The organism is Starkeya sp. ORNL1 (genome assembly GCF_012971745.1).
Lineage (GTDB): Bacteria > Pseudomonadota > Alphaproteobacteria > Rhizobiales > Xanthobacteraceae > Ancylobacter.
Window position 1 is genome coordinate 732,113 of record NZ_CP048834.1, and the last position, 21,853, is coordinate 753,965.

Here is a 21,853-nt window from a genome sequence, read left to right on the forward strand (position 1 = left end):
GGCCTCAGCGATAGGTGACCGCCCGCGCGGCATCGACCACATCCTGCACGGAGGGGAGCGCGAGCTTTTCGAGATTGGCGGCGTAGGGCATCGGCACATCCTTGCCGGAAACGCGCAGCACCGGAGCGTCGAGATAGTCGAACGCCTGTTCCATCAGCCGGGCGACGATCTCCGAGCCGACGCCGGACTGGCCCCAGCCCTCTTCCACCGTGACGCAGCGCCCGGTCTTCTTCACCGAGGCGATGATGGTCTCGGTGTCCATCGGGCGGATGGTGCGCAGATCGATGACCTCCGCCTCGATGCCGAGCTTGGCGAGTTCCTCGGCGGCCTTGAGGGCGTAGTTCATGCCGATCGACCAGGCGACCAGCGTGACGTCCTTGCCGGGCCGGGCGATCTTGGCCTTGCCGAGCGGGACGATGAAATCGTCAAGCTTGGGCACCGGCGAAGAGTGGCCGTAGAGGATCTCGTTCTCGAGGAAGATCACCGGGTTGGGATCGCGGATCGCCGCCTTGAGCAGGCCCTTGGCGTCGGCGGCGGTATAGGGCGCCACCACCTTGAGGCCGGGAATGTGGCTGTACCAGGCGGTGTAGTCCTGGCTGTGCTGCGCGGCGACGCGGGCGGCGGCGCCGTTCGGGCCGCGGAACACGATGGAGCACTGGATCTGGCCGCCGGACATATAGAGCGTCTTGGCGGCGGAGTTGATGATCTGGTCGATCGCCTGCATGGCGAAATTGAAGGTCATGAACTCGACGATCGGCTTCAGCCCGGCCATGGCCGCACCGACGCCGACGCCGGCAAAGCCGTGCTCGGTGATCGGGGTGTCGATTACGCGGCGGGCGCCGAACTCCTGCAGCAGCCCCTGGGTGATCTTGTAGGCGCCCTGATACTCGGCGACCTCCTCGCCCATGACGAAGACATCGCCGTCGCGGCGCATCTCCTCGGCCATGGCGTCGCGCAGCGCCTCGCGCATGGTCTGCGAGACCATCTCGGTGCCTTCCGGCACATCGGGCTCCGGCAGCACTTCGGGCTGCGGCGGGGTGGCGACCGCCGAGACTGCCGGCGCCTTCACTTCGAGCTGGCGGCCGTCCGGCGGCGAGGATTCCGCCACCTCTTCGGACGCAGCGGGGGCCGGTGCAGCGGCCTTGGGCGGCGTGGCACCGTTCAGCGCTGCAGCACTCTCGCCATCGCCGAGAATCACGGCGATGGGGGTGTTGACGGCGACGTCCTGCGTGCCTTCCGGGATCAGGATCTTGCCGAGCGTGCCTTCTTCGACCGCTTCCACCTCCATGGTGGCCTTGTCGGTCTCGATCTCGGCAATGACGTCGCCGGACTTCACGGCGTCGCCTTCCTTCTTGATCCATTTGGCGAGATTACCCTTCTCCATGGTCGGAGACAGGGCGGGCATCAGAATTTCGGTCGGCATGGCGGCGTTCCCTCGAGAAGATCGCGCGTCACTGAACGGTCTGCGCCGGCGGCGGCACAAACGTCAGGTTGCTATAGACGGCCGCGGAACCCGCGACGACGAGAATGGCGGCGAAGAAGCCGACCATCATTTTATTGAGCAGCGTCGCCTTGTCGGGCGCGACGCCGGAGAACAGCCGCGCGGCGAAGGGCCACGCGGCGAGCAATGCGAAGGTCGAAGGCTTGGCGGGCTCTCCGCTTGCGCGGTTCGCCATGACGACGTCGTAGCCGGTCTTGATCGCGAAGACCCACAGGACGACGGCGGCGGAGCAGCCGGCGACCAACAGGATGAAGAACAGGCCGACCAGCATGCCGCCGCCCCCGCCCGTCAGCGCAGGATGTCGGTATAGAGTTCGGAAACGTCAGGCTCGGGATCGTGGGTGGCAAAGTCGGCCGCGGCGTTCATGACATCGCGGATCTCGGCATCGATCGCCTTGAGCTCGTCCTCGCCGGCCCACGTCTTCTCGATCAGGCGGTTGCGCACCTGCTCGATCGGGTCGTGCTCGGTCCGCATCTTCTGCACCTCCTCCTTCGACCGGTACTTGGCCGGATCGGACATGGAGTGGCCGCGATAACGGTAGGTGAGCATTTCGAGGATGTAGGGCCCCTTGCCGGAACGGGCAAATTCCACGGCGCGCTCGCCGGCGGCCTTCACCGCCCGCACATCCATGCCGTCGACCTGCTCGCCGGGAATGTTGAAGGAGGCGCCGCGCTTGGAGAAGTCGGTCTGCGCCGAGGCGCGGTTCACCGACGTGCCCATGGCGTACTTGTTGTTCTCGATGATGTAGACCACGGGGAGCTTCCAGAGCTCCGCCATGTTGAAGCTCTCATAGACCTGGCCCTGGTTCGCGGCGCCGTCGCCGAAATAGGTCAGGCATACCCCGCCATTCTCGCGGTAGCGATTGGCGAAGGCGAGGCCGGTGCCGAGCGATACCTGGGCGCCGACGATGCCGTGGCCGCCGAAAAAGCCCTTCTCGATGCTAAACATGTGCATCGAGCCGCCCTTGCCCTTGGAATAGCCGCCGCGGCGGCCGGTGAGCTCGGCCATGACACCCTTGGGGTCCATGCCGCAGGCCAGCATGTGGCCGTGGTCGCGATAGCCGGTGATGACCTGATCGCCGGGCTTCAGTGCCAACTGCATGCCGACGACGACGGCTTCCTGACCGATATAGAGGTGGCAGAAGCCGCCGATCAGGCCCATGCCGTACATCTGGCCGGCCTTTTCCTCGAAGCGGCGGATCGCCAGCATCTGGCGATAGGCGTCGAGTTCCTGCTCCTTGCTGAATTCAGCCGGCTCGTCGGAGCGGCGTGCCGCCGAACGGGCACTTGCCGGCTTCGCTGGCCCCTTGGCGGAATTCCTGGTGGCGACGTTCCTCGCAGGCGCTTTCTTAGCGGCGACGGCCATGACCCCTCCTCGGCTCGTTTCCGAATTGAGAAGCTACATAGCCTATGTCAGAACGTCGCGCTACGCCGTCAATGCAATGGTGCAGCGCACAACATGCTGTAGACGCAATGGTTTCAGCTTTTAAACTCGATTTCGGTTAATGTCGATATTTAACTTACGTCGAGTTTATAATGGTACGTCGCGCAAGCGTCATTGACACGAAAAAGCTTAGTTCAGACGGCCGCTTGAGTGGCCTTGCCGAAGCATTACGAGATCCTTGGGATTGATCAGATTGAGCAGCGAGCGGCCTTCCTCATCGAGGATATCGGCATCGATCCGTGCTGGATCGAGCAGGCCAACTTTCGACTCCAGCGCCTCGCGCTGGGCACGCAGCGTGTCGAGTTCCTCGCTCAGCGCGGTGTGCTGCTGTTCGAAGTTGCGCTTGGCGATCAGGCCGTACTGGCCGTTATAGCCCTGCACGGCGAAGTAGCCGATCAGCGCGGCCGCACCGAGATGCAGCACGATGGTCTGGAAAATGGCGCGGCGGCGGGTACGTGTCATCATGGGAATCGAGCTTAACCATGTGCGGTTGAGGCTCGGTTAACCGTGATGGGCGCGCGCGTCATAGTGCAACACGCATGTCCCTGCCCTTCTTCAACCCGAGGCCGTCATCCCGGCCGGAGCACCGCAGGTGCGCAGAGCCGGGATCGCGGGAAGGTTCGGTGCGCGTTTTCCCGGGCGGCACAAGAGAGCCATCCCGGTCGTTCGCGATCCCGGATCGGCCTGCGGCCGCCCGGGATGACGCTTTCGAAAATGTAGACCTCAGCCCAGCGACTTGATCGCCGAGCGGCCGGCATAGAGCGCCTGGGTGCCCAGCTCCTGCTCGATGCGCAGCAGCTGGTTGTACTTGGCGGTGCGGTCGGAGCGGGCCAGCGAGCCGGTCTTGATCTGCCCGCAATTGGTCGCCACCGCGAGGTCGGCGATGGTCGAATCTTCGGTCTCGCCGGAACGGTGCGACATCACCGCGGTATAGCCGGCCTTGTGCGCCATCTCGACGGCGGCCAGCGTCTCGGTGAGCGAGCCGATCTGGTTGACCTTCACCAGGATCGAATTGGCGACGCCCTGCTTGATGCCGGCTTCCAGACGCGTGACGTTGGTGACGAACAGATCGTCGCCGACCAGCTGGCACTTGGAACCGATGGTGTCGGTGAGCAGCTTCCAGCCGGCCCAGTCGTCCTCGGCCATGCCGTCTTCGATGGTGCAGATCGGATAGCGGGCAACGAGATCGGCGAGATACTTCACCTGGGTCTCGATATCGCGGACGGTCCCCTCGCCGTGATAATCGTACTTGCCGTCCTTGAAGAACTCGGTCGAGGCGCAGTCGAGGCCGATGAACACGTCCTCGCCGGGCTTGTAGCCAGCAGTCTCGATGGCCTTCACCACGAAGGCGAGCGCGGCATCGGCCGACGGCAGGTTCGGGGCGAAGCCGCCCTCGTCGCCGACATTGGTGTTGTGGCCGGCATCCTTCAGCGCCTTCTTCAGCGTGTGAAAGATCTCGGCGCCGGTGCGCAGGCCCTCGGCAAAAGTCGGCGCGCCGACCGGCAGGATCATGAACTCCTGGAAGTCGATCGGATTGTCGGCATGGGCGCCGCCATTGACGATGTTCATCATCGGCACCGGCAGCACGCGGGCATTGACGCCGCCGACATAGCGGTAGAGCGGCAGGTCGCGCGCGGAAGCGGCGGCCTTGGCGAGCGCCAGCGAGACGCCGAGAATGGCGTTGGCGCCGAGACGGGCCTTGTTCGGGGTGCCGTCGAGATCGATCAGGATCTTGTCGAGCGCCGACTGGTCCTCGGCGTCCATGCCGCCAATGGCGTCGAAGATCTCGCCGTTCACCGCGGCGACCGCCTTCTGCACGCCCTTGCCGAGATAGCGCGCCTTGTCGCCGTCGCGCAGCTCGACCGCCTCATGGGCGCCGGTGGATGCGCCCGACGGCACCGCGGCGCGGCCCTCGGAGCCGTCCTCCAGAACCACATCGACCTCGACGGTCGGGTTGCCCCGGCTGTCCAGAATTTCACGCGCAACGATATCGACAATGGCCGTCATCGGATTCCCCGTTCCTCGCTCGCCGTTCGTCGGCGCTTCTACTCGACCCATATGACATGCGAAAGGGGTGCCACGCGCGCCCACATGTAAGGGAGTATCCAATGACCGACACCACCCTCCAGCTCGGCCACGCGGTGGCGATCCCCGCCTCGCCCGAGGAAGCGGTGCTCGACCGCGTGCCGAACCCGCACCCGCAGGCGCGCTATGTCGCGCGCTTCACCTGCCCGGAATTCACCTCGCTGTGTCCGGTGACCGGACAGCCGGATTTCGCCCATCTGGTCATCGACTATGTGCCGGCGGACTGGCTGGTCGAATCGAAGTCGCTGAAGCTGTACCTCACCAGCTTCCGCAACCACGGCGCCTTCCATGAGGGCTGTACGCTGGATGTCGGCCTGAAGCTGGTCGAGCTGCTGGCGCCGCACTGGCTGCGCATCGGCGGCTATTGGTATCCGCGCGGCGGCATGCCGATCGACGTGTTCTGGCAGACCGGCGCGCCGCTTGACGGCGTCTGGCTGCCCGACCAGGGCGTGCCGTCCTATCGGGGGCGCGGCTGAGCCGCCGCCCCTATTCGACGGTGACGGATTTGGCCAGGTTCCTCGGCTGGTCGACGTCGGTGCCCATGTGCACCGCGGTGTGATAGGCGAGCAGCTGGATCGGCACGGCATAGACCAGCGGCGCGATGGCCGGGTGCATTTCCGGCAGCGTCAGAGTGGCCTCGGTGCCGATGCCCGCGGCCTTCGAGCCGTTGCCGTCGGTGATGAGGATGATACGTCCGCCGCGCGCCACCACTTCCTGCACGTTCGACATGGTCTTCTCGAACACACCGTCATGCGGGGCGAGCACGACGACCGGCATCTTCTCGTCGATCAGCGCGATCGGGCCGTGCTTCAGCTCGCCGGCGGCGTAGCCCTCGGCGTGGATGTAGCTGATCTCCTTCAGCTTCAGCGCACCCTCCAGCGCCAGCGGGAAAGCGGTGCCGCGGCCGAGATAGAGCACGTCCTTCGCCTTCATGAGGGTGCGGGCCAGCACCTCGATCTCCGGGCCGAGCGAGAGCGCCTCGCTCATCAGGCGCGGCACCTCGACGAGGGCATGCACCAGTTCGCGCTCCTCGGCGACCGAGAGCACACCGCGCGCCCTGCCCGCCGCCACGGCGATGGCGGCAAGCGTCGCCAGCTGGCAGGTGAAAGCCTTGGTCGAGGCGACGCCGATCTCCGGGCCGGCCAGCGTCGGCATGACGACGTGGCTGTCGCGGGCAATGGTCGAGGTCGGCACATTCACCACCGCCAGCACGTGCTGGCCGTTTTCCTTGGCGTAGCGCAGCGAGGCCAGCGTATCGGCGGTCTCGCCGGACTGCGAGATCACGATCGCCAGCCCGTTCTTCGGCAGCGGCGCCTCGCGGTAGCGGAATTCCGAGGCGACATCGATTTCCACCGGCAGGCGCGCATAGCGCTCGAACCAGTATTTCGCGACGAGGCCGGCATAATAGGCGGTGCCGCAGGCGGCGATGGAGATGCGGTCCAGCTTGGCGAAATCGAACGGCAGGTCGGCTGGCAGGCGCACCGTCTCGCTCGCCATGTCGAGATAATGCGCCAGCGTGTGGCCGACGACTTCCGGCTGCTCGTGGATTTCCTTGGCCATGAAGTGGCGATGATTGCCCTTCTCGACCATGAAGGCGGAGGCGGCGGCCTTCTGGATCGGACGGCTCACCTTGTTGTTGGCGGCGTCGCGCACCTCGATGCTGCCATGGCGCAGCACCGCCCAGTCGCCGTCGTCCAGATAGGAGATGGTGTCGGTGAAGGGCGCGAGCGCGAGCGCGTCGGAGCCGAGATACATTTCGCCGTCGCCATAGCCGAGCGCCAGCGGGCTGCCCTTGCGGGCGCCGATCAGCAGGTCCTCGTCGCCGTCGAACAGGAAGGCGAGCGCGAAGGCGCCGCGCAGCCGCGGCAATGAGGCGGCCACCGCATCGACCGCGCTGCGCCCGTCGCGCATCTCGCGGCTGACGAGATGCGCGACCACCTCGGTGTCGGTCTCGCTCTCGAAATTGGCGCCTGCTTCGAGCAGTTCGTCGCGCAGTTCGCGGAAATTCTCGATGATACCGTTATGCACCACGGCCACCTGGGTGGTGGCGTGCGGGTGGGCATTGGCGACGCTCGGGCGGCCATGGGTGGCCCAGCGGGTGTGGCCGATGCCGATGCGCCCTTCGAGCGGCGCCTCGCGCAGCACCTTCTCGAGGTTGCGCAGCTTGCCCTCGGCGCGGCGGCGGTCGAGCCGGCCATGTTCAAGCGTGGCGACACCAGCAGAATCATAGCCGCGATATTCGAGGCGTTTGAGCGAATCGACCAGACGGTCGGCGACGGGCGCGGTGCCGACGATACCGATGATGCCACACATGAGCGCGCGAACCTCTCAGAGGAATCCAGCAAACCTACCCGCACGGGTTTAACCGCGCGTCACCAGCTTACCGAAATCAATTCGGGTATCGCTTCGTGTCGCTTTTAAGCTCGAAGCGTGGCGTTGCTCGGTTTCAGCATCCTTCGAGGCCCGGCTGCGCCGGGCGCCTCAGGGTGACGTGGTTTTAAGAGCTACGTCACCCTGAGGTGTGAGCGAAGCGAGCCTCGAAGGATGCTCAAGCAAAGCACCTGTCACTTATTCTTCAGCGCCGCCAGCCGTTCGCGCAGGCGCATCGCCCAGCCTTCCTTGTTCACCTGCCGGGCGCGGCCGACGGCGAGCGCGTCGCCGGGCACAGTGTCGGTGATGACCGAGCCGGTGGCGGTATAGGCGCCGTCGCCGATGGTGACGGGGGCGACCATCAGCGTGTTGGAGCCGATGAACACGTTCGCCCCGATCGTGGTGCGGTGCTTGTTGTAGCCGTCATAATTGCAGGTGATCGAGCCGGCGCCGATGTTGGTATTCGCGCCGACGCTGGAGTCGCCCACGTATGAGAGGTGATTGACCTTGGTGCCGGCGCCGAGCTCGGACGCCTTGATCTCCACGAAATTGCCGATCCGCACCCCCTCGCCCAAAGCCGCGCCGGGGCGCAGCCGTGCGTAGGGGCCGATGGAGACGCCGCGGGACAGATGCGCGCCTTCCAGGTGGCTGAAGGCGTGGATGACCACCTCGTCATCGACGACGACGCCGGGACCGAACACCACGTTCGGCTCGATGACGACGTCGCGCCCGAGCCTGGTATCGATCGAGAGGAACACCGTCTCCGGCGCGATCAGCGTGGCGCCATTCGCCATCGCCGCGGCGCGCAGGCGCTGCTGGATGATGGCTTCCGCTTCGGCGAGCTGGGCGCGGGTGTTGACGCCGGCGACCTCGGCGGCATCCGCCTCGGTGACGGCGGCGTCGCGGCCGACGGCGCGGGCGATCTCGACAGCGTCGGTGAGGTAGAATTCCTTCTTGGCATTGTCATCGCCGATCGCATCCAGGATCGGCAGGATGGAACGGCCATCGAACGCCATCAGTCCGGCATTGCACAGCGTGACCGCGCGCTCGGCGTCGGTCGCGTCCTTCTCCTCGCGGATGGCGGTGAGCGTGCCGCCGTCGGTGAGCAGCCGGCCATAACCGGTCGGGTCCGCGGGACGGAAGCCGAGCACGGTGACCGCTGCGCCCTCCGCCAGCGGCGTGCGCAACGCGGACAAGGTGCTGCCCTCGACGAGGGGGGTGTCGCCATACATGACGACGACGTCGTCATAGCCGCGCTCCAGTGCGGCGCGGGCGGCGAGCACGGCATGGGCGGTGCCACGGCGCTCGGCCTGCACGAAGATCTCCGCGTCAGGAGCGATGCTCTTTACTTCCTTGGCGACATCGTCGCGTCCCGGCCCAACCACCACGGTGACAGCAGCCGCGCCGGCGCCGCGGGCGGTCGCCACCACATGGCCGACCATGGAGCGCCCGGCCACCTTGTGCAGCACTTTCGGCAGAGACGAGGCCATGCGCGTGCCCTCACCGGCCGCAAGGACAAGGACGAGCAGACTGCGCATGGCGGGATTCCCGGATAAGCCGCGATATGGCGCCTTCTACCGCGCCGCGCCGGCCGGCGGAAGGCCGGAGCACGCCCCCTCCCTTCGACCATGGGACGGGAATCGATCGAGCGTGTATCAGGTCTCGCATGGAAAGCACCGCCGCACGCCCCGTCGACACTCCGCTTCGATCCAATCCCGGCGCGATCGCTGCGTTGCTGCTGACGCCGCTGTTCTTCGCCGTAAATTTGGTGCTGGCGCGCGCTTCGGTAGCGACCATCTCTCCCTGGACGCTGGCGTTCTGGCGGTGGTTGTTCGCGGTGGCGATCCTCCTGCCCTTCGCCGCCGCCGCCATGGTTCGCCACCGCGTCATCCTGCGGGAGCAGTGGAAGCAACTCCTGATCCTCGGCGGCCTGCTCACCGTGATTTGCGGCGGCAACGTCTATGCCGCCCTGCAATACACCACGGCCACGAATGCGACGCTGATCTACACCACCTCGACCATCATGGTGGTGGTGCTGGACGCCATGCTGGCCCGCCGGCGGCTGCCGGCCGGACAGATCATCGGCGCAGTTGCCGGCTTCATCGGCATTGCACTCATTACGCTCCACGGCGAGTTGCATCGGCTGGCCGATCTGAGCTTCAATATGGGCGACCTCAGTGTTTTCCTGGCCGCGCTGGCCTGGGCGATCTATTCGCTGATGGTGCGCAAGGGGCCACTGGTGCAGATCGGCGCGGTGCCGGCCTTCGCTGCGATCGCCATCGCCGGCACGCTCATGCTGGTGCCCCCGATGCTGTGGGAAAGTGCGCATGGCGGCCACTCGCCCGCCGGACTGCACGCCTGGCTCGCTGTGCTGGCGCTCGCCGTCTTCCCGTCGGTGCTGGCGCTGATCATGTTCCAATATTGCGTGAAGGTAGCGGGTGCGCCGGTGACGGCGATGTTCCTTTATCTGCTGCCAATCTACGGAATACTGATGGCGGTCGCCCTGCTGGGCGAGGAGTTGCACCCTTATCATGGCGTCGGCTTCGTGCTGGTCCTGGGCGGCGTGGTGCTGGCGACGCGTCCGGCGCGTTGATCGCTGCCGCCCCGCGTGGCATCTGTGAGGCCAGTATAAGGAGAGAAACGTGTCGCGACGCAGCTTCCTGCCCGGCCCCCGCATCAGCAACCTCGTCGTCGGGCTCGGCGTCGGCGCGCTCGGCTGGGCGGCCTACATGCGCTACGCCGTTCTGGAGCCGTCCGCGGTCGGGCTAGCCTGCGAGGCCGGCCTGCAGACCGGCACCTGCGCGGTGCGGCGCGTGGTGCTGACGCTGCACAGCTATTCGGTGTTCGGCATCGTGGCGCTGGTGCTGGCAACGCTCCAGCTGATCCGGCCCTCGACGCTGGTTTTCACTCTTGCGCTCGTCGCCAGCGCGCTCGGCGTCGTGCTCTATAATGGCAACCTTGCAGCGCTGGCCGCAGGGCTGCTCATCGTTTCGTTTGCGCGCCCGCAGCACTCCGCCACAGAGTGAGGCCGAACAGCACAAGCAGCGCGCCGGTCCACAGGCCCTGCCAATTGGCCAGGGTCTCGTTCAGCGCAATATAGACACCCGAGACGGCCAGGACGATGGCGGCGATCCATTCCGCATGGCGGTCCTCGCGAGCAATGCCGCCCGGCGCCGCAAAGGCGTAGAAGGCAAAGGCGGCAATGATCGGGGTCAGGCCGGAGAACTGGAAGTCCTTGTAGCGCGGGTCGAACACCAGCCCGAGCGCGATCTGCGTCGCCAGCACCACGCTCACCCCCAGCGCGCCGGCGAGTGCCAGCTCGATGCGGGACGAGGTGCGCCATTGCGCCGGATCGAGGAAGGTCGAGAGCGCGACCATGCGCGCCCGCGCCGCGACGCCCGCCGCCGCCAGCAGCGGCGCAGCGAGCCCGAGCGCCAGCATGACGATGCTGCGCAGCCAGCCGCCGAAGCCGAGGCTCTCGACTGGCGCCGCCGCAACCGCACGCCCGATGGTGAGACCGGCGAAGAGCGCGATGCCGGCGACCGCGCCCCATTCGCCGCCGCTCAGCGGCTCGCCCGTATTGCGGCGCTGCGTCCACCAGGCTGCGCCGAATACGGCGAGCGCCAGCGCCATGCCGCCCAGCGCCTGGACGATCCAGGCCGGATGGTTGGAGACCGGCTGGCCCCAGGCGAACTTGAAGTCGCGCGAATAGGCGTCGAGGAAGCCCCAATGGCCGCCGACCGTGCCTTCCAGCGCCCGCTTCCACGGCTGGTCGAACGCCTCGATGACGTTCACCCGGTAATTCTTCTGCACCGCCAGCGCGAGCAGTTCCTGGATGACCTCGGCCTGGTTCGAGGGTGACGGCTCGGCACCTTCGCGCATCCGCCCGGCACTCGGCCAGCCGGTCTCGCCGATCAGTATGTCGCGCCCGGCGAACACCTCGCCCATGTGCGAGCGGATGGCGTCGATATGGGCGACCGCCTTGTCGGCGGAGACCGGCACGTCTTCCCAGAACGGCAATATATGGATGGTGACGAAATCAACCGCGTTGGCGAGATCGCGATTGCGCTCCCAGAATTCCCAGACGTCGGCATAGGTGACCGGGACCTTCACCTGCCCCTTGACGTCCCGGATGGTGGCGGCAAGGTCGATAGCCGACATCTCGCCGCGCAGCAGCACTTCATTGCCGACGATGACGGATGTGATGACGTCAGTGTTCTCGTTCGCCGCCTTCACCGCCTCGCGGATCTCGACGGCGTTCTTCTCCTTCTCGCCGCCGAGCCAGATGCCCTGCAGCATGGTGAGGCCGTGCTTGCGGGCGAGACCTGGCGCGGCGGAGAGCCCCATCTCGGTGGAATAGGTGCGCACGCATTTGGTGATCTTGGCGAGCCGCTCGAAATCCTCGTCGATCTGCCAGGCCGGGATCATCAGCCCCGCCATGAAGGGCGACTGGCCGGGACGGAACGGCGCATAGGAGACGCAGGGCAGCTTGTCGCCGGCGGCGAGCGGCGAAGCCGGAGCGGGAACCGGGTGGCCGAGCCATGCCCAGACGGCACCGATCGCCGCGATGACAAGTGCGGCGAGCGCGAGTGGCAGGCGCATGCGAAACATCTCCGGGAAGTCTGGCAATCTGGCAGGATGCGTCTTGTAGCCCGGAGCGTGTGTCTGCGGAAAGGCGCTTCGTCGCACCACCGCATCCTGCAACCATCCGTGCACCTGCACGTACGACACGTCGTCATGCTGACAAAATCAATAGCTTCTCCTAGTGTCCCGACTTCCCTCTCTTATGCGTGACGAATTTCATCATGGTGTGCTCGGTACGTCCTCTCGCCGCCCTCCTCGCTGGCGGATTCCTTCTCGCGGCCGTCGGCGTGCTCCCTGCCGGCGCCCAATCGAACAATGGCGAGCAGAAGCCTGCGGACCAGCAGGCGGCCGAGCAGCAGGAAGCGCAGCGCCGTTCGGTGGAGGAATTCGCCGAGGCGGCAAAGCTTCCCGGCAATGCCGGCCTGCCGGAGTGCGTGTGGAGCGGACGGCGCATCGCCATGCTGTTGTGGCGCGACGACATCGACACCGCGCGGCGCCACATGGAGCTCTATGAACGCTTCGGCTGCCCGATGGAGCACCTGAAGATCGCCTTCCGCTGCCTCGTGCGGCAGGGCAACATAGATGCCAAGTCGCAGGAGAAGCTGACCGGGCGCGTCCATGCGTGCTGGGTCAATCCCGACGCGCCGCCGCCGGCCACGGCCAGCGCCCCGGCGGCCGCTCCGGCGCAATGATTTAGCGTAATGATTTCATGGCGCAGCCGCGTGTCCGACATGCGGCCGCCACAGAGCGGAACAAATATCCGGTTGAACGCGTTGGGGCGGCGGAAATCAGCATGTGCGGCAGCGAGATTCTCGCGGCGCCGCAGTAGGTCATGCTGCACCAGCGTCAAAATTGGACTATAGGTACCATCATCTCTCCTTCTCCTTCTGTGGGTAGGTCCATGCGCCCCGCTGTTCGTGTCGCCGCCGCCGTGGTCGCGGTAGTCACGTCCGTGCATGCTTTCGTCTGGCTTGCGATGCGCCAAGAAGTCTCGGCGCCGGCTGTTCCCGACCGCTTCGCCAGCTTCTCATTCGCGCCTTACGGGCGCGGAACCAATCCGGACAAGGGTCAGGCCACCACCGAGGCGCAGATCCGCGCCGACGTCGAGGCGGTCGCGCCCTATACGCGCGCCGTGCGCACCTACGCCTCCACCGGCGGACTAGAGCTGGTGCCGAAGATCGCGGCCGAGAAGGGCCTGAAGGTCACGGTCGGCGCCTGGATCGACAAGGACGAGACCCGCAACGCGCACGAGATCGCCAACGCGGTCGATGCCGCGCGCAAGAATTCCAACGTCATCGGCATGGTGGTCGGCAACGAGTCGATCCTGCGCGCGGAGAAGACCCCGGCCGAGCTGATCGATATCATCCGCAAGGTGAAGCAGCAGACCAATGTCCCGGTCACCACGGGTGAAACCTGGGACGTCTGGCTGGACCATCCGGAACTGGTTTCCGCCGTCGACTATATCGCCGCGCACATTCTGCCCTATTGGGAAGGCGTACCCGCCGACCAGGTGGTGGATCGCACCATCGGCATCTATGACCGGCTGCGCGCCGCCTATCCCGGCAAGCGCATCGTCATCGCCGAGTTCGGCTGGCCGAGCGCGGGCTATAACCGCGACGCCGCGGTGCCGGGCGAGTTGCTGCAGGCCAATGTCATCCGCACCTTCGCCGCGCGGGCGGACGGGCTCGGCATCGACTACAACATCGTCGAGGCGTTCGACGCGCCGTGGAAGAGCTTTGAAGGCAGCGTCGGCCAGTATTGGGGCGTGATGGATGCCGACCGGCAGCTGAAATTCCCGCTCTCCGGCCCGATCACCCCGTCCAACTACATGCCGACCGCCCTGCTCGCGGTGCTGCTCGGCTTCGCCTTCTGCGTGCCGATCTTCCGGATGCAGCGCCTCACCGTGGCCCAGACCGCGGTCATGTCGGGTGCGGCCTGCCTGGTCGGCGCGTGGCTTGCCACCGTCACCGACCATTGGCTGACGCACTACGTCATGGGCGGCAACAAGGTGACCTTCGTCGCCAGCGTCGTGCTGCTGGTGCCGCTCGTCATCGTCATGCTCTATCGCGTCGAGGAACTCGCCACTGTCGCCTTCGGCCGCACGCCGCGCCGACTGCTTACCGGCGCGACCCCCGGCCTGCCGACCCGTACGCCCAAAGTGTCGATCCACATCCCGGCTTATAAAGAGCCGCCGGAGATGCTGAAGCAGACGCTCGACGGCGTGGCGCGGCTGAACTACCCGAACCTCGAATGCATCGTCATCATCAACAACACGCCGGATCCCGCCTTCTGGGAACCGATCGAGGCGCACTGCGCCGCGCTGGGTGACCGCTTCAAGTTCCTGAACCTGCCGAAGATCGCGGGCTTCAAGGCCGGCGCGCTGCGCATCGCCATGCAGCACACGGCGCCCGACGCCGAGATCATCGGCATCATCGACGCCGACTATGTGGTGAGCCCGGAATGGCTGAAGGACCTGGTCCCGGCCTTCGAGGACCCGACGGTCGGCATCGTGCAGGCGCCGCAGGACCATCGCGACGCCGAGAAGAGCCTGATGCACGAGGCGATGAACGCTGAGTATGCCGGCTTCTTCGACATCGGCATGGTCCAGCGCAACGAGCATGACGCCATCGTCGTGCACGGCACCATGTGCCTGATGCGCCGCGCCGCCATGGTGGAGGCCGGCGACTGGTCGAGCGAGACGATCTGCGAGGACACCGACCTCGGCCTCTCGATCATCGAGCGCGGCTGGAAGAGCCACTACACCAATACGCGCTATGGCTGGGGCCTGCTGCCGGACGACTTCGCCTCGTTCAAGAAGCAGCGCCATCGCTGGGCCTATGGCGGCATGCAGATCGTGCGCAAGCACTGGCGCCGCCTGCTGCCCAACGCCTCGCGCCTCACCTCGGCGCAGCGCCGCGAGTTCGCCATCGGCTGGATGAGCTGGCTCGGCTCGGAAAGCATCGGCGCGCTGGTGGCCATTCTCAGCCTCGCCTGGGTGCCGTTCGTGCTCGGCCTCGGCATCGCGGTGCCGCAGCGCATCCTGACCCTGCCGATCCTATTCTGCTTCGGCATCTATGTACTGCACTTCATGGCCATGTACCGCATGCGTGTCGCCACGACGCCGGTGCGCATGCTCGGCGCGGCCTTCGCGGCGATGGCAGTGCAGTTCACGGTGGCGAAGGCGGTCTATGACGGCTTCCGCTACAAGGACCTCGCCTTCGCCCGCACCGCCAAGGGCAGCTGGCTCGCCAACGCCGCCCGCGCCTTCCCGGCGCTGCCGGAAGCGATCATCGGCTCGGGCCTGCTGCTCTCCGCCGTCGGCCTGCACATGACCAACTGGCATGCGGTGGTGGAGATCGACCTTTTCGCCTTCGCGCTCGCGGTGCAGGGGCTGCCGTTCCTGGCGGCGGCGCTGATCGGCTGGCTGGAGGGCTCGACGCTCAACAGCCCGGCTACCTGGGTCGCCCTGCGCGCCCGCGTCGCCGCGTTCCTGCCGATCCGCACCGGCACCCGCCCGCCGGCGATCGCGGAATAGGCCGGCTCGACGCCTGAATCGGAAAGGCCCGGAGGGACGACCTCCGGGCCTTTTGTTTTTCTTGCGTCCATTCAACGTCATCCCGGCCGTAGGCGAAGCCGGAGAGCCGGGATCGTAGGAAGGTGAAGAACGTTTTCGCGATCCCGGATCGGCCTGCGGCCGTCCGGGATGACGTCTCAAAGTGGGTGGGATGACGCCTGTCGGAAGGAGGCCGGGCCGACGCCGGGCCTAAGCCTCCGGCTCGAACACCAGCGTCGCGCCGAGCGCGGCCTTGGGGCCGATGACGATGACGCCCTCGATCTCCTCCGCCGTCATGCGGCTTGAGGCGAGGCGCTTGCGGGTGACGGCGATATCCTTCACCGCGAAGCGCACCGCGCCGATGCGCAAACCGGCATCTGCCGCCGGCGCCGCTCCGAAGCGCTGCGCGAACAATTCGCGGCTCATCAGTTCGATGGTGCCGCGCGGCGTCTGCGCCAAGTGCCAGCCATTGGTGGCACGGCGGAAGTCGGCGCCGGTGAAGGCCTTGAGGAAAGCGAGATGTGCTTCCGGCTCGTCGGCGGTGAGCACCGCGCCGGCAATGCCGGTCACGCCGTTCATGTGGCGCTGGAGATCGGGCGCCCAGAAATTGTCCGGCAGCTTCTGCAGGCTGGTGAAGAAGCCGGCATGGGGCGCCGCCGGATCGCGGGCGAAGGCCAGCGTGAAGGCGACCTCGACATCGCTGCCGTCCGGCCGGCGCCCGGTGCGGGCAAAGTCGAACAGCTTGAAGCCACCAGAGCCGGCTGCATCGAACGCCGCCTTGTCCGCCGCCGGGTCCTTGCTCTCCAGCACCAGCATCGAGAGGCCCGGCCCGACCTCGGCCAGGAAATCGCGATTGAAGGCGCCGAAGGAGAAGACTTCATCCTCGTGCGGCGGGATCGCCTCCGGCTCGGCGACCTCCAGCAACTCCAGGAAGAAGCCGGGGAACTGGACGATGCGGTTGTGCGTGCCCCAGGGATGCCGGTTCCGCGTGCCCACCGTGAAGCCGAGCATGTCGTAGAGTTCGCCGGCGGCCTCTAAGTCCTTCACGGCGTGGACGATGTGGTCGAGACCCCGGGCCATGGCGGCTCCTCACGCTGCGCACAGATGAGAGGCGCGCCCGGCGCCCGATAAAAGCGCTGAGGCATGTTCGGAGTCGCAAAAGTCATTCAACTTTTGCGGAACATGCCTTCAGAACAGCCGGCTCTGCACCACCGCCGCACCGACGAACGAGGCGAACAGCGGATGCGGGGCGAACGGCCGGGACTTCAGCTCGGGGTGGAACTGTACCCCGATGAACCATGGATGGTCCGGATATTCGATGATCTCCGGCAGCAATCCGTCCGGCGACATGCCGGAGAAGCGCATGCCGCACGCCTCCAGTCGGTCGCGATAGGCAAGGTTCACCTCGTAGCGGTGACGATGGCGCTCCGAGATGTCGGTGGAATGATAGACCTCGGAAACCCGGCTGCCCTCAGCAAGGTGCGCGGGATAGGCGCCGAGCCGCATGGTGCCGCCGAGATTGTCGTTCAGGCCGCGCCGCTCCAGCTCATTGCCGCGCAGCCACTCGGTGAGCAGGCCGACCACCGGCTCCTCGGTCGGGCCGAACTCGGTGGAATTTGCCGCCGGAACGCCGGCGAGGTTTCGCGTTGCCTCGATCACCGCCATCTGCATGCCGAAGCAGATGCCGAAATAGGGCACGCGCCGCTCGCGGGCGAACTGCGCCGCGCGGATCTTGCCCTCGGCGCCGCGCTGGCCGAAGCCGCCGGGGACGAGGATGCCGTGGACATGCTCCAGGAACGGTGCCGGATCCTCGCGCTCGAAGATCTCGCTTTCGATCCAGTCGAGATTGACCCGCACATTATTGGCGATGCCGCCGTGGGCCAGCGCCTCGATCAGCGACTTATAGGCGTCCTTCAGGCCGGTATATTTGCCGACGACGGCAATGGTGACCGTGCCCTCGGGATTGCGGATGCCGCCCTCGATGCGCTTCCAGCGTGTGAGGTCCGGCTCCGGCGCCGGCTCGATGCCGAATGCGGCCAGCACCTCGGTGTCGAGCCCGGCATCATGATAGGCGGAGGGCACGGCGTAGATATTGTCGGCGTCGCGCGCCTCGATCACCGCGCTCTCGCGCACATTGCAGAACAGGCCGAGCTTGCGGCGCTCTTCCTGCGGAATGGCGCGGTCGGTACGGCAGAGCAGGATGTCCGGCTGGATGCCGATGGAGCGCAGCTCCTTCACCGAATGCTGGGTCGGCTTGGTCTTGAGCTCGCCCGCGGAGGGGATGAAGGGCAGCAGCGTCAGGTGAATATAGATGCAATGCTTGCGCGGCAGCTCGTTGCCGATCTGGCGGATGGTCTCGAGGAACGGCATCGCCTCGATGTCGCCGACCGTGCCGCCGATCTCCACCAGCACGAAATCATACCCCTCATTGCCGGAGAGGATGAAGTCCTTGATGGCGTTGGTGACGTGCGGGATCACCTGGACGGTGGCGCCGAGATAGTCGCCGCGCCGCTCCTTGGCGAGGATGTCCTGATAGATGCGGCCGGTGGTGACATTGTCGGCCCGCGTCGCCGGCCGGCCGGTGAAGCGCTCATAATGGCCGAGATCGAGGTCGGTCTCGGCGCCGTCATCAGTGACAAAGACTTCGCCGTGCTGATACGGGCTCATGGTGCCCGGATCGACGTTCAGATAGGGGTCGAGCTTGCGCAGCCGGGTCTTGTAGCCCCGAGCCTGCAACAGCGCGCCGAGCGCAGCCGATGCTAGGCCCTTGCCGAGCGAGGACACGACGCCGCCGGTGATGAAAATGTAGCGCGCCATGGAATCCGGTTTCTAGCTGCAAAAACGCGATTCGACGAGAGGCCAGCTCATCATGCCGGCCCTCGCCTGTGGGTAAAGATGTTTGAGCGAGCGCAGACGTACCGCGACCGCCCGGCCCATCACTGGGACTGGGGAACCTGCGGGCCGGCCGGAGCGGCGGGCGCCGTCGGTGCGGGCTGCGCGCCCTTGAGCTGGTCGAGCACCGAGCCGCCCGGCGCCGGCTGGCCCGGCAGACCCGGAGCCGTGGTGCCCGACGGCGTGAAGATGGTGGACGGGCCGCGGCCCCAGCCTGCGAGCACGGTGAGCGAGATGCTGGTGATGAAGAACAGGCCAGCGAGGATCGCGGTTGCCCGCGTCAGCACATTGGCGGAACCGCGGGCACTGAAGAAGCCCCCTCCCCCGCCGCCGCCACCGATGCCGAGCCCGCCCCCTTCGGAGCGCTGGATCAGCACGACGCCAATGAGCGCCAGCACCACCATGAGGTGGATGACGATGAGTACGGTCTGCATGTGACGCCTTCGAAATCGAATCCAGAAACGGGCCGGCACGCGAGGCGGCCGCCCGGACATTCGGCGGGTTCCTACACGATCCCGCCGGCCATTTCCACCCGCCGGGACCGCGCAGCACGCACCATTGCCCTGCGGGCTAAAGATAGGCGCGCGCGATGGCGATAAAAGAGGCGGCCTTCAGGCTGGCGCCGCCGACCAGCGCACCGTCGACATCTTCGAGCTTGAGGATGGTGCCGGCGTTCTCCGGCTTCACCGAGCCGCCATAGAGCAGGCGGATGCCCTCCGCCTCCGCGCCGAAGCGCTCGCGCAAGGCTGCGCGCATGGCGCCGTGCATCTCCACGATGTCCGCCTCCGATGGCGTGCGCCCGGTGCCGATGGCCCAGATCGGCTCATAGGCGACGACCAGATCCGCGCCCGTCGCGCCGTCCGGGATGGAGCCGGCGAGTTGGCCGACCACGATCTCCAGCGCCCGGCCGGCGTCGCGCTCGGCCTCGCTCTCGCCGACGCAGACGATGGCGACAAGGCCGGCGCGGCGCGCTGCCTCGGCCTTGAGGCGCACCAGCGAATCAGTCTCGCCATGATCGGCGCGCCGCTCGGAATGGCCGAGAATCACGAATCCGGCGCCGGCATCCGCGATCATCTCGGCGGAGATGTCGCCGGTATGGGCGCCGCATGGAGCGGGATGGCAGTCCTGGGCGCCGATGGCGAGCCCGGAGCCGGCGGCGACCGCCGGGAATGAAGCCAGCAGCGTCGCCGGCGGGCAGATAAGCAATTCGGCCCTGGCCTGGAGGTGGCTGTCATAGGCGGCGATCATCGCCTCCAGCTCGACCACGGAGGCACGCAGCCCGTTCATCTTCCAGTTTCCGGCGACCAGGGGGCGGCGCGTCATCTGTCTCCCTCACGCATAGAATAATGTGGGGTAACAGAGCGTAAGGCGCCGCGCAAACGCTGGAGGTGCGACGTTGCGGCCATAGGTAACGTCGCGGTGTGGTGGCGTTGCGGGTTCGCGGCACCCTCCCTATGATGCGCGCCTTTCGCGAGCGGGGCTTCCGGCGCGTTTACCGATCAACGAGAAAATTCAATGTTGCAGTCCCTGCGTAAGCACGCTTCCGGCTTCGTCGCCAAGCTCCTCATGGCCCTGCTGATCGTCAGCTTCGGCATATGGGGCATCGCGGATGTGTTCCGCGGATTCGGCAGCCAGACGCTCGCCACCATCGGCTCGACCGAGATCTCGGCGCCGGAGTTCCGCCAGCTCTATCAGGAGCGGCTCCAGCAGATCAGCCAGCAGATCAAGCGCGGCGTCGCGCCCGACCAGGCGCGCGCGCTCGGCATTCCCGACCAGTTGCTGAGCGAGCGGCTCGGCGAGGCGGCACTCGACGACCGCGCGACGCGCCTGAGACTCGCGCTCTCCGACGACGAGCTGGCGAAGCGCATCCAGCAGAACCCGGCCTTCTTCGGCCCGTCGGGTGCGTTCGATCATGATTATTTCCAGCGCCTGCTGCGCTCCAACGGCTTCACCGAGGCGCGATTCGTCAGTGCCGAGCGCAAGCTCGCCTTGCGTCAGCAGTTGATCCAGTCGCTGGGTGGCGGCATCGAACTGCCGGCGGTGCTGACCAGCGGCATCCAGCGCTTCGAGAATGAAGAGCGCTCGGTCGACTATGTGATTCTCAATCCGACCCCGGCCAAGGACATTGCCGACCCGACGGAGGATGCGCTGCGCGCCTTCTTCGAGGCCCGCAAGGTGGCGTTCAAGGCGCCGGAGTTCCGCAAGATATCGGTGCTGGCGCTCACCCCCGACGTCGTCGCCAAGACCATCGAGATTTCCGACGCCGACGTGCAGCAGGTCTATGACGCCAATTCCGCGCGTTTCGGCACGCCGGAGAAGCGCGTCGTCCAGCAGATCGTGTTCCCCAATGCCGATGAAGCAAAGGCTGCGGCCGACAAGCTCGCCGCCGGTACCGCGTTCGCCGACATCGTGCTGGAACGCAAGCTGACGCCGACCGATGTCGAGCTCGGCACCGTCACCCGCGCGCAGATCTTCGACAAGGCGGTGGCGGACGCTGCCTTCTCGCTGCCGCAGGACGGCACCAGCGGCGTCATCACCGGGCGCTTCGGGCCGGTCATCATCCATGTCGGCGCCATCACCCCGGGCAGCGTGAAGCCGCTCGCCGAGGTCGCCGGCGAGATTCGCACGCAGCTCCAGTTGCAGCGCGCGCAGCAGGACCTGCTGAACAAGCACGACCAGATCGAGGATGATCGTGCCGGCGGCGCGAAGCTCACCGAGATCGCCACCAAATACGGCCTCACCGTCCAGACGCTCGATGTCGACCGCCAGGGCAAGACGGCGGACGGCACCGCCGCCCCCGACTTCCCGGGCCGCACCGATGTGCTGAGCGGCGCCTTCACCACCGATGTCGGCGCCGAGAACGACCCGGTGCAGATCGCCGGCACCGGCAACCAGGCCGGCGGCTATGTCTGGTACGACGTCGAGGCGATCACCCCGCCGCGCGACCGCACCTTCGAGGAGGCCCGCGCCCAGGTGCTGGAGCGCTGGAAGCAGGACGAGGCGCAGAAGGCGCTCGATGCCCGCGTCGCCGACCTCAAGAAGAGGATCGAGGGCGGCGAGAGCTTCGCCAAGGTCGCGCAGGAGGCCGGGCTGGAGCTGAAATGGGCGAACGGCATCCGTCGCGGCCGCGCTTCCGCAGGCATCCCGCAGGGCGCCATCGCTGCGGTGTTCGATGCCAAGAAGGGCGCCATCGGCTCCACCCCGATCGAGGATGGCGACAGCCAGCTGCTGTTCCAGGTGCGCGACGTCAGCCTGCCGGCCGACGGGACGCAGAGCGCCCAGATCCTCGACCAGGTGCGCGATCGCATGGAACAGGACCTGATGACCGAGTATCTGGTCCGCCTGCAGTCCGATCTCGGCGTGCGCATCAACCGCGTCGCGCTCGACCAGATCGTCGGCGGCGGCGAACAGGCCAACTGAGCGGC

Annotated in this window: 18 protein-coding genes; 6 read left to right on the forward strand and 12 right to left on the reverse strand. The window is 66.7% G+C overall.

Annotated features, from left to right (window positions below; all coding sequences use genetic code 11):
* Positions 1 to 4: 4 nt before the first annotated feature.
* The 5 genes from G3545_RS03570 to eno all read right to left on the reverse strand — a co-directional run bounded on the left by G3545_RS03570 (position 5) and on the right by eno (position 4,951).
* On the reverse strand, positions 5 to 1,423 hold the full coding sequence (locus tag G3545_RS03570) for a pyruvate dehydrogenase complex E1 component subunit beta (protein ID WP_170009910.1): 1,419 nt from the start codon (positions 1,421 to 1,423) through the stop codon (positions 5 to 7).
* Positions 1,424 to 1,451: 28 nt separating this feature from the next.
* Positions 1,452 to 1,772 (reverse strand): hypothetical protein, encoded by a 321-nt coding sequence (locus G3545_RS03575; protein WP_170009912.1) that lies wholly within the window; start codon positions 1,770 to 1,772, stop codon positions 1,452 to 1,454.
* A 17-nt stretch (positions 1,773 to 1,789) separates the two neighbouring features.
* Positions 1,790 to 2,866, reverse strand: a complete 1,077-nt coding sequence (gene pdhA, locus G3545_RS03580; RefSeq protein ID WP_170009914.1) for a pyruvate dehydrogenase (acetyl-transferring) E1 component subunit alpha — start codon at positions 2,864 to 2,866, stop codon at positions 1,790 to 1,792.
* A gap of 207 nt (positions 2,867 to 3,073) precedes the next feature.
* The gene (locus tag G3545_RS03585) at positions 3,074 to 3,406 is read right to left on the reverse strand and encodes a septum formation initiator family protein (RefSeq protein WP_246702673.1); all 333 of its coding nucleotides are present in this window, start codon (positions 3,404 to 3,406) and stop codon (positions 3,074 to 3,076) included.
* Positions 3,407 to 3,667: 261 nt separating this feature from the next.
* A complete protein-coding gene (gene eno / locus G3545_RS03590) occupies positions 3,668 to 4,951 on the reverse strand; it encodes a phosphopyruvate hydratase (protein ID WP_170009918.1) in 1,284 nt (427 codons plus the stop codon).
* Positions 4,952 to 5,052: 101 nt separating this feature from the next.
* Here eno and queF point away from each other — a divergent pair, with 101 nt between their 5' ends.
* Entirely contained in the window at positions 5,053 to 5,505 is a 453-nt protein-coding gene (gene queF / locus G3545_RS03595) for a preQ(1) synthase (protein WP_170009920.1), read from the forward strand.
* A 10-nt stretch (positions 5,506 to 5,515) separates the two neighbouring features.
* Here the strand turns inward: queF and glmS are convergent, their stop codons facing one another.
* Positions 5,516 to 7,342 (reverse strand): glutamine--fructose-6-phosphate transaminase (isomerizing), encoded by a 1,827-nt coding sequence (gene glmS, locus G3545_RS03600; RefSeq protein ID WP_170009922.1) that lies wholly within the window; start codon positions 7,340 to 7,342, stop codon positions 5,516 to 5,518.
* A 251-nt stretch (positions 7,343 to 7,593) separates the two neighbouring features.
* Entirely contained in the window at positions 7,594 to 8,937 is a 1,344-nt protein-coding gene (gene glmU, locus G3545_RS03605; protein ID WP_170009924.1) for a bifunctional UDP-N-acetylglucosamine diphosphorylase/glucosamine-1-phosphate N-acetyltransferase GlmU, read from the reverse strand.
* A 128-nt stretch (positions 8,938 to 9,065) separates the two neighbouring features.
* Here glmU and G3545_RS03610 point away from each other — a divergent pair, with 128 nt between their 5' ends.
* Entirely contained in the window at positions 9,066 to 9,992 is a 927-nt protein-coding gene (locus G3545_RS03610) for a DMT family transporter (protein ID WP_170009926.1), read from the forward strand.
* 49 nt (positions 9,993 to 10,041) lie between these two features.
* A complete protein-coding gene (locus tag G3545_RS03615; protein ID WP_170009928.1) occupies positions 10,042 to 10,425 on the forward strand; it encodes a hypothetical protein in 384 nt (127 codons plus the stop codon).
* On the opposite strand, the gene G3545_RS03620 is transcribed toward G3545_RS03615, so the two are convergent.
* Positions 10,382 to 12,001 (reverse strand): beta-1,6-glucan synthase, encoded by a 1,620-nt coding sequence (locus tag G3545_RS03620; RefSeq protein WP_170009930.1) that lies wholly within the window; start codon positions 11,999 to 12,001, stop codon positions 10,382 to 10,384. The genes G3545_RS03615 and G3545_RS03620 overlap by 44 nt on opposite strands.
* A gap of 188 nt (positions 12,002 to 12,189) precedes the next feature.
* Here G3545_RS03620 and G3545_RS03625 point away from each other — a divergent pair, with 188 nt between their 5' ends.
* Positions 12,190 to 12,675 (forward strand): hypothetical protein, encoded by a 486-nt coding sequence (locus G3545_RS03625; protein WP_246702674.1) that lies wholly within the window; start codon positions 12,190 to 12,192, stop codon positions 12,673 to 12,675.
* A 209-nt stretch (positions 12,676 to 12,884) separates the two neighbouring features.
* Complete coding sequence (locus G3545_RS03630; protein ID WP_170009932.1) at positions 12,885 to 15,518, forward strand: glycosyltransferase; 2,634 nt, start codon at positions 12,885 to 12,887, stop codon at positions 15,516 to 15,518.
* Positions 15,519 to 15,746: 228 nt separating this feature from the next.
* Here the strand turns inward: G3545_RS03630 and G3545_RS03635 are convergent, their stop codons facing one another.
* The 4 genes from G3545_RS03635 to tpiA all read right to left on the reverse strand — a co-directional run bounded on the left by G3545_RS03635 (position 15,747) and on the right by tpiA (position 19,751).
* Complete coding sequence (locus tag G3545_RS03635; protein WP_170009934.1) at positions 15,747 to 16,616, reverse strand: VOC family protein; 870 nt, start codon at positions 16,614 to 16,616, stop codon at positions 15,747 to 15,749.
* Between the two features lie 108 nt (positions 16,617 to 16,724).
* On the reverse strand, positions 16,725 to 18,353 hold the full coding sequence (locus G3545_RS03640; RefSeq protein ID WP_170009936.1) for a CTP synthase: 1,629 nt from the start codon (positions 18,351 to 18,353) through the stop codon (positions 16,725 to 16,727).
* A gap of 119 nt (positions 18,354 to 18,472) precedes the next feature.
* A complete protein-coding gene (gene secG, locus G3545_RS03645) occupies positions 18,473 to 18,862 on the reverse strand; it encodes a preprotein translocase subunit SecG (RefSeq protein WP_170009938.1) in 390 nt (129 codons plus the stop codon).
* A gap of 136 nt (positions 18,863 to 18,998) precedes the next feature.
* The gene (tpiA, locus tag G3545_RS03650) at positions 18,999 to 19,751 is read right to left on the reverse strand and encodes a triose-phosphate isomerase (RefSeq protein ID WP_170009940.1); all 753 of its coding nucleotides are present in this window, start codon (positions 19,749 to 19,751) and stop codon (positions 18,999 to 19,001) included.
* A gap of 192 nt (positions 19,752 to 19,943) precedes the next feature.
* Here tpiA and G3545_RS03655 point away from each other — a divergent pair, with 192 nt between their 5' ends.
* A complete protein-coding gene (locus tag G3545_RS03655) occupies positions 19,944 to 21,848 on the forward strand; it encodes a SurA N-terminal domain-containing protein (RefSeq protein WP_170009942.1) in 1,905 nt (634 codons plus the stop codon).
* Positions 21,849 to 21,853: the final 5 nt, after the last annotated feature.

Coding starts and splice junctions, on each gene's coding strand:
- eno (WP_170009918.1), bottom strand. CDS start 4,951: ATGACGGCCATTGTCGATATCGTTGCGCGTGAAATTCTGGACAGCCGG.
- G3545_RS03575 (WP_170009912.1), bottom strand. CDS start 1,772: ATGCTGGTCGGCCTGTTCTTCATCCTGTTGGTCGCCGGCTGCTCCGCC.
- tpiA (WP_170009940.1), bottom strand. CDS start 19,751: ATGACGCGCCGCCCCCTGGTCGCCGGAAACTGGAAGATGAACGGGCTG.
- secG (WP_170009938.1), bottom strand. CDS start 18,862: ATGCAGACCGTACTCATCGTCATCCACCTCATGGTGGTGCTGGCGCTC.
- G3545_RS03635 (WP_170009934.1), bottom strand. CDS start 16,616: ATGGCCCGGGGTCTCGACCACATCGTCCACGCCGTGAAGGACTTAGAG.
- G3545_RS03585 (WP_246702673.1), bottom strand. CDS start 3,406: ATGACACGTACCCGCCGCCGCGCCATTTTCCAGACCATCGTGCTGCAT.
- queF (WP_170009920.1), top strand. CDS start 5,053: ATGACCGACACCACCCTCCAGCTCGGCCACGCGGTGGCGATCCCCGCC.
- glmS (WP_170009922.1), bottom strand. CDS start 7,342: ATGTGTGGCATCATCGGTATCGTCGGCACCGCGCCCGTCGCCGACCGT.
- G3545_RS03655 (WP_170009942.1), top strand. CDS start 19,944: ATGTTGCAGTCCCTGCGTAAGCACGCTTCCGGCTTCGTCGCCAAGCTC.
- G3545_RS03610 (WP_170009926.1), top strand. CDS start 9,066: ATGGAAAGCACCGCCGCACGCCCCGTCGACACTCCGCTTCGATCCAAT.
- G3545_RS03570 (WP_170009910.1), bottom strand. CDS start 1,423: ATGCCGACCGAAATTCTGATGCCCGCCCTGTCTCCGACCATGGAGAAG.
- G3545_RS03630 (WP_170009932.1), top strand. CDS start 12,885: ATGCGCCCCGCTGTTCGTGTCGCCGCCGCCGTGGTCGCGGTAGTCACG.
- glmU (WP_170009924.1), bottom strand. CDS start 8,937: ATGCGCAGTCTGCTCGTCCTTGTCCTTGCGGCCGGTGAGGGCACGCGC.
- G3545_RS03640 (WP_170009936.1), bottom strand. CDS start 18,353: ATGGCGCGCTACATTTTCATCACCGGCGGCGTCGTGTCCTCGCTCGGC.
- G3545_RS03620 (WP_170009930.1), bottom strand. CDS start 12,001: ATGCGCCTGCCACTCGCGCTCGCCGCACTTGTCATCGCGGCGATCGGT.
- pdhA (WP_170009914.1), bottom strand. CDS start 2,866: ATGGCCGTCGCCGCTAAGAAAGCGCCTGCGAGGAACGTCGCCACCAGG.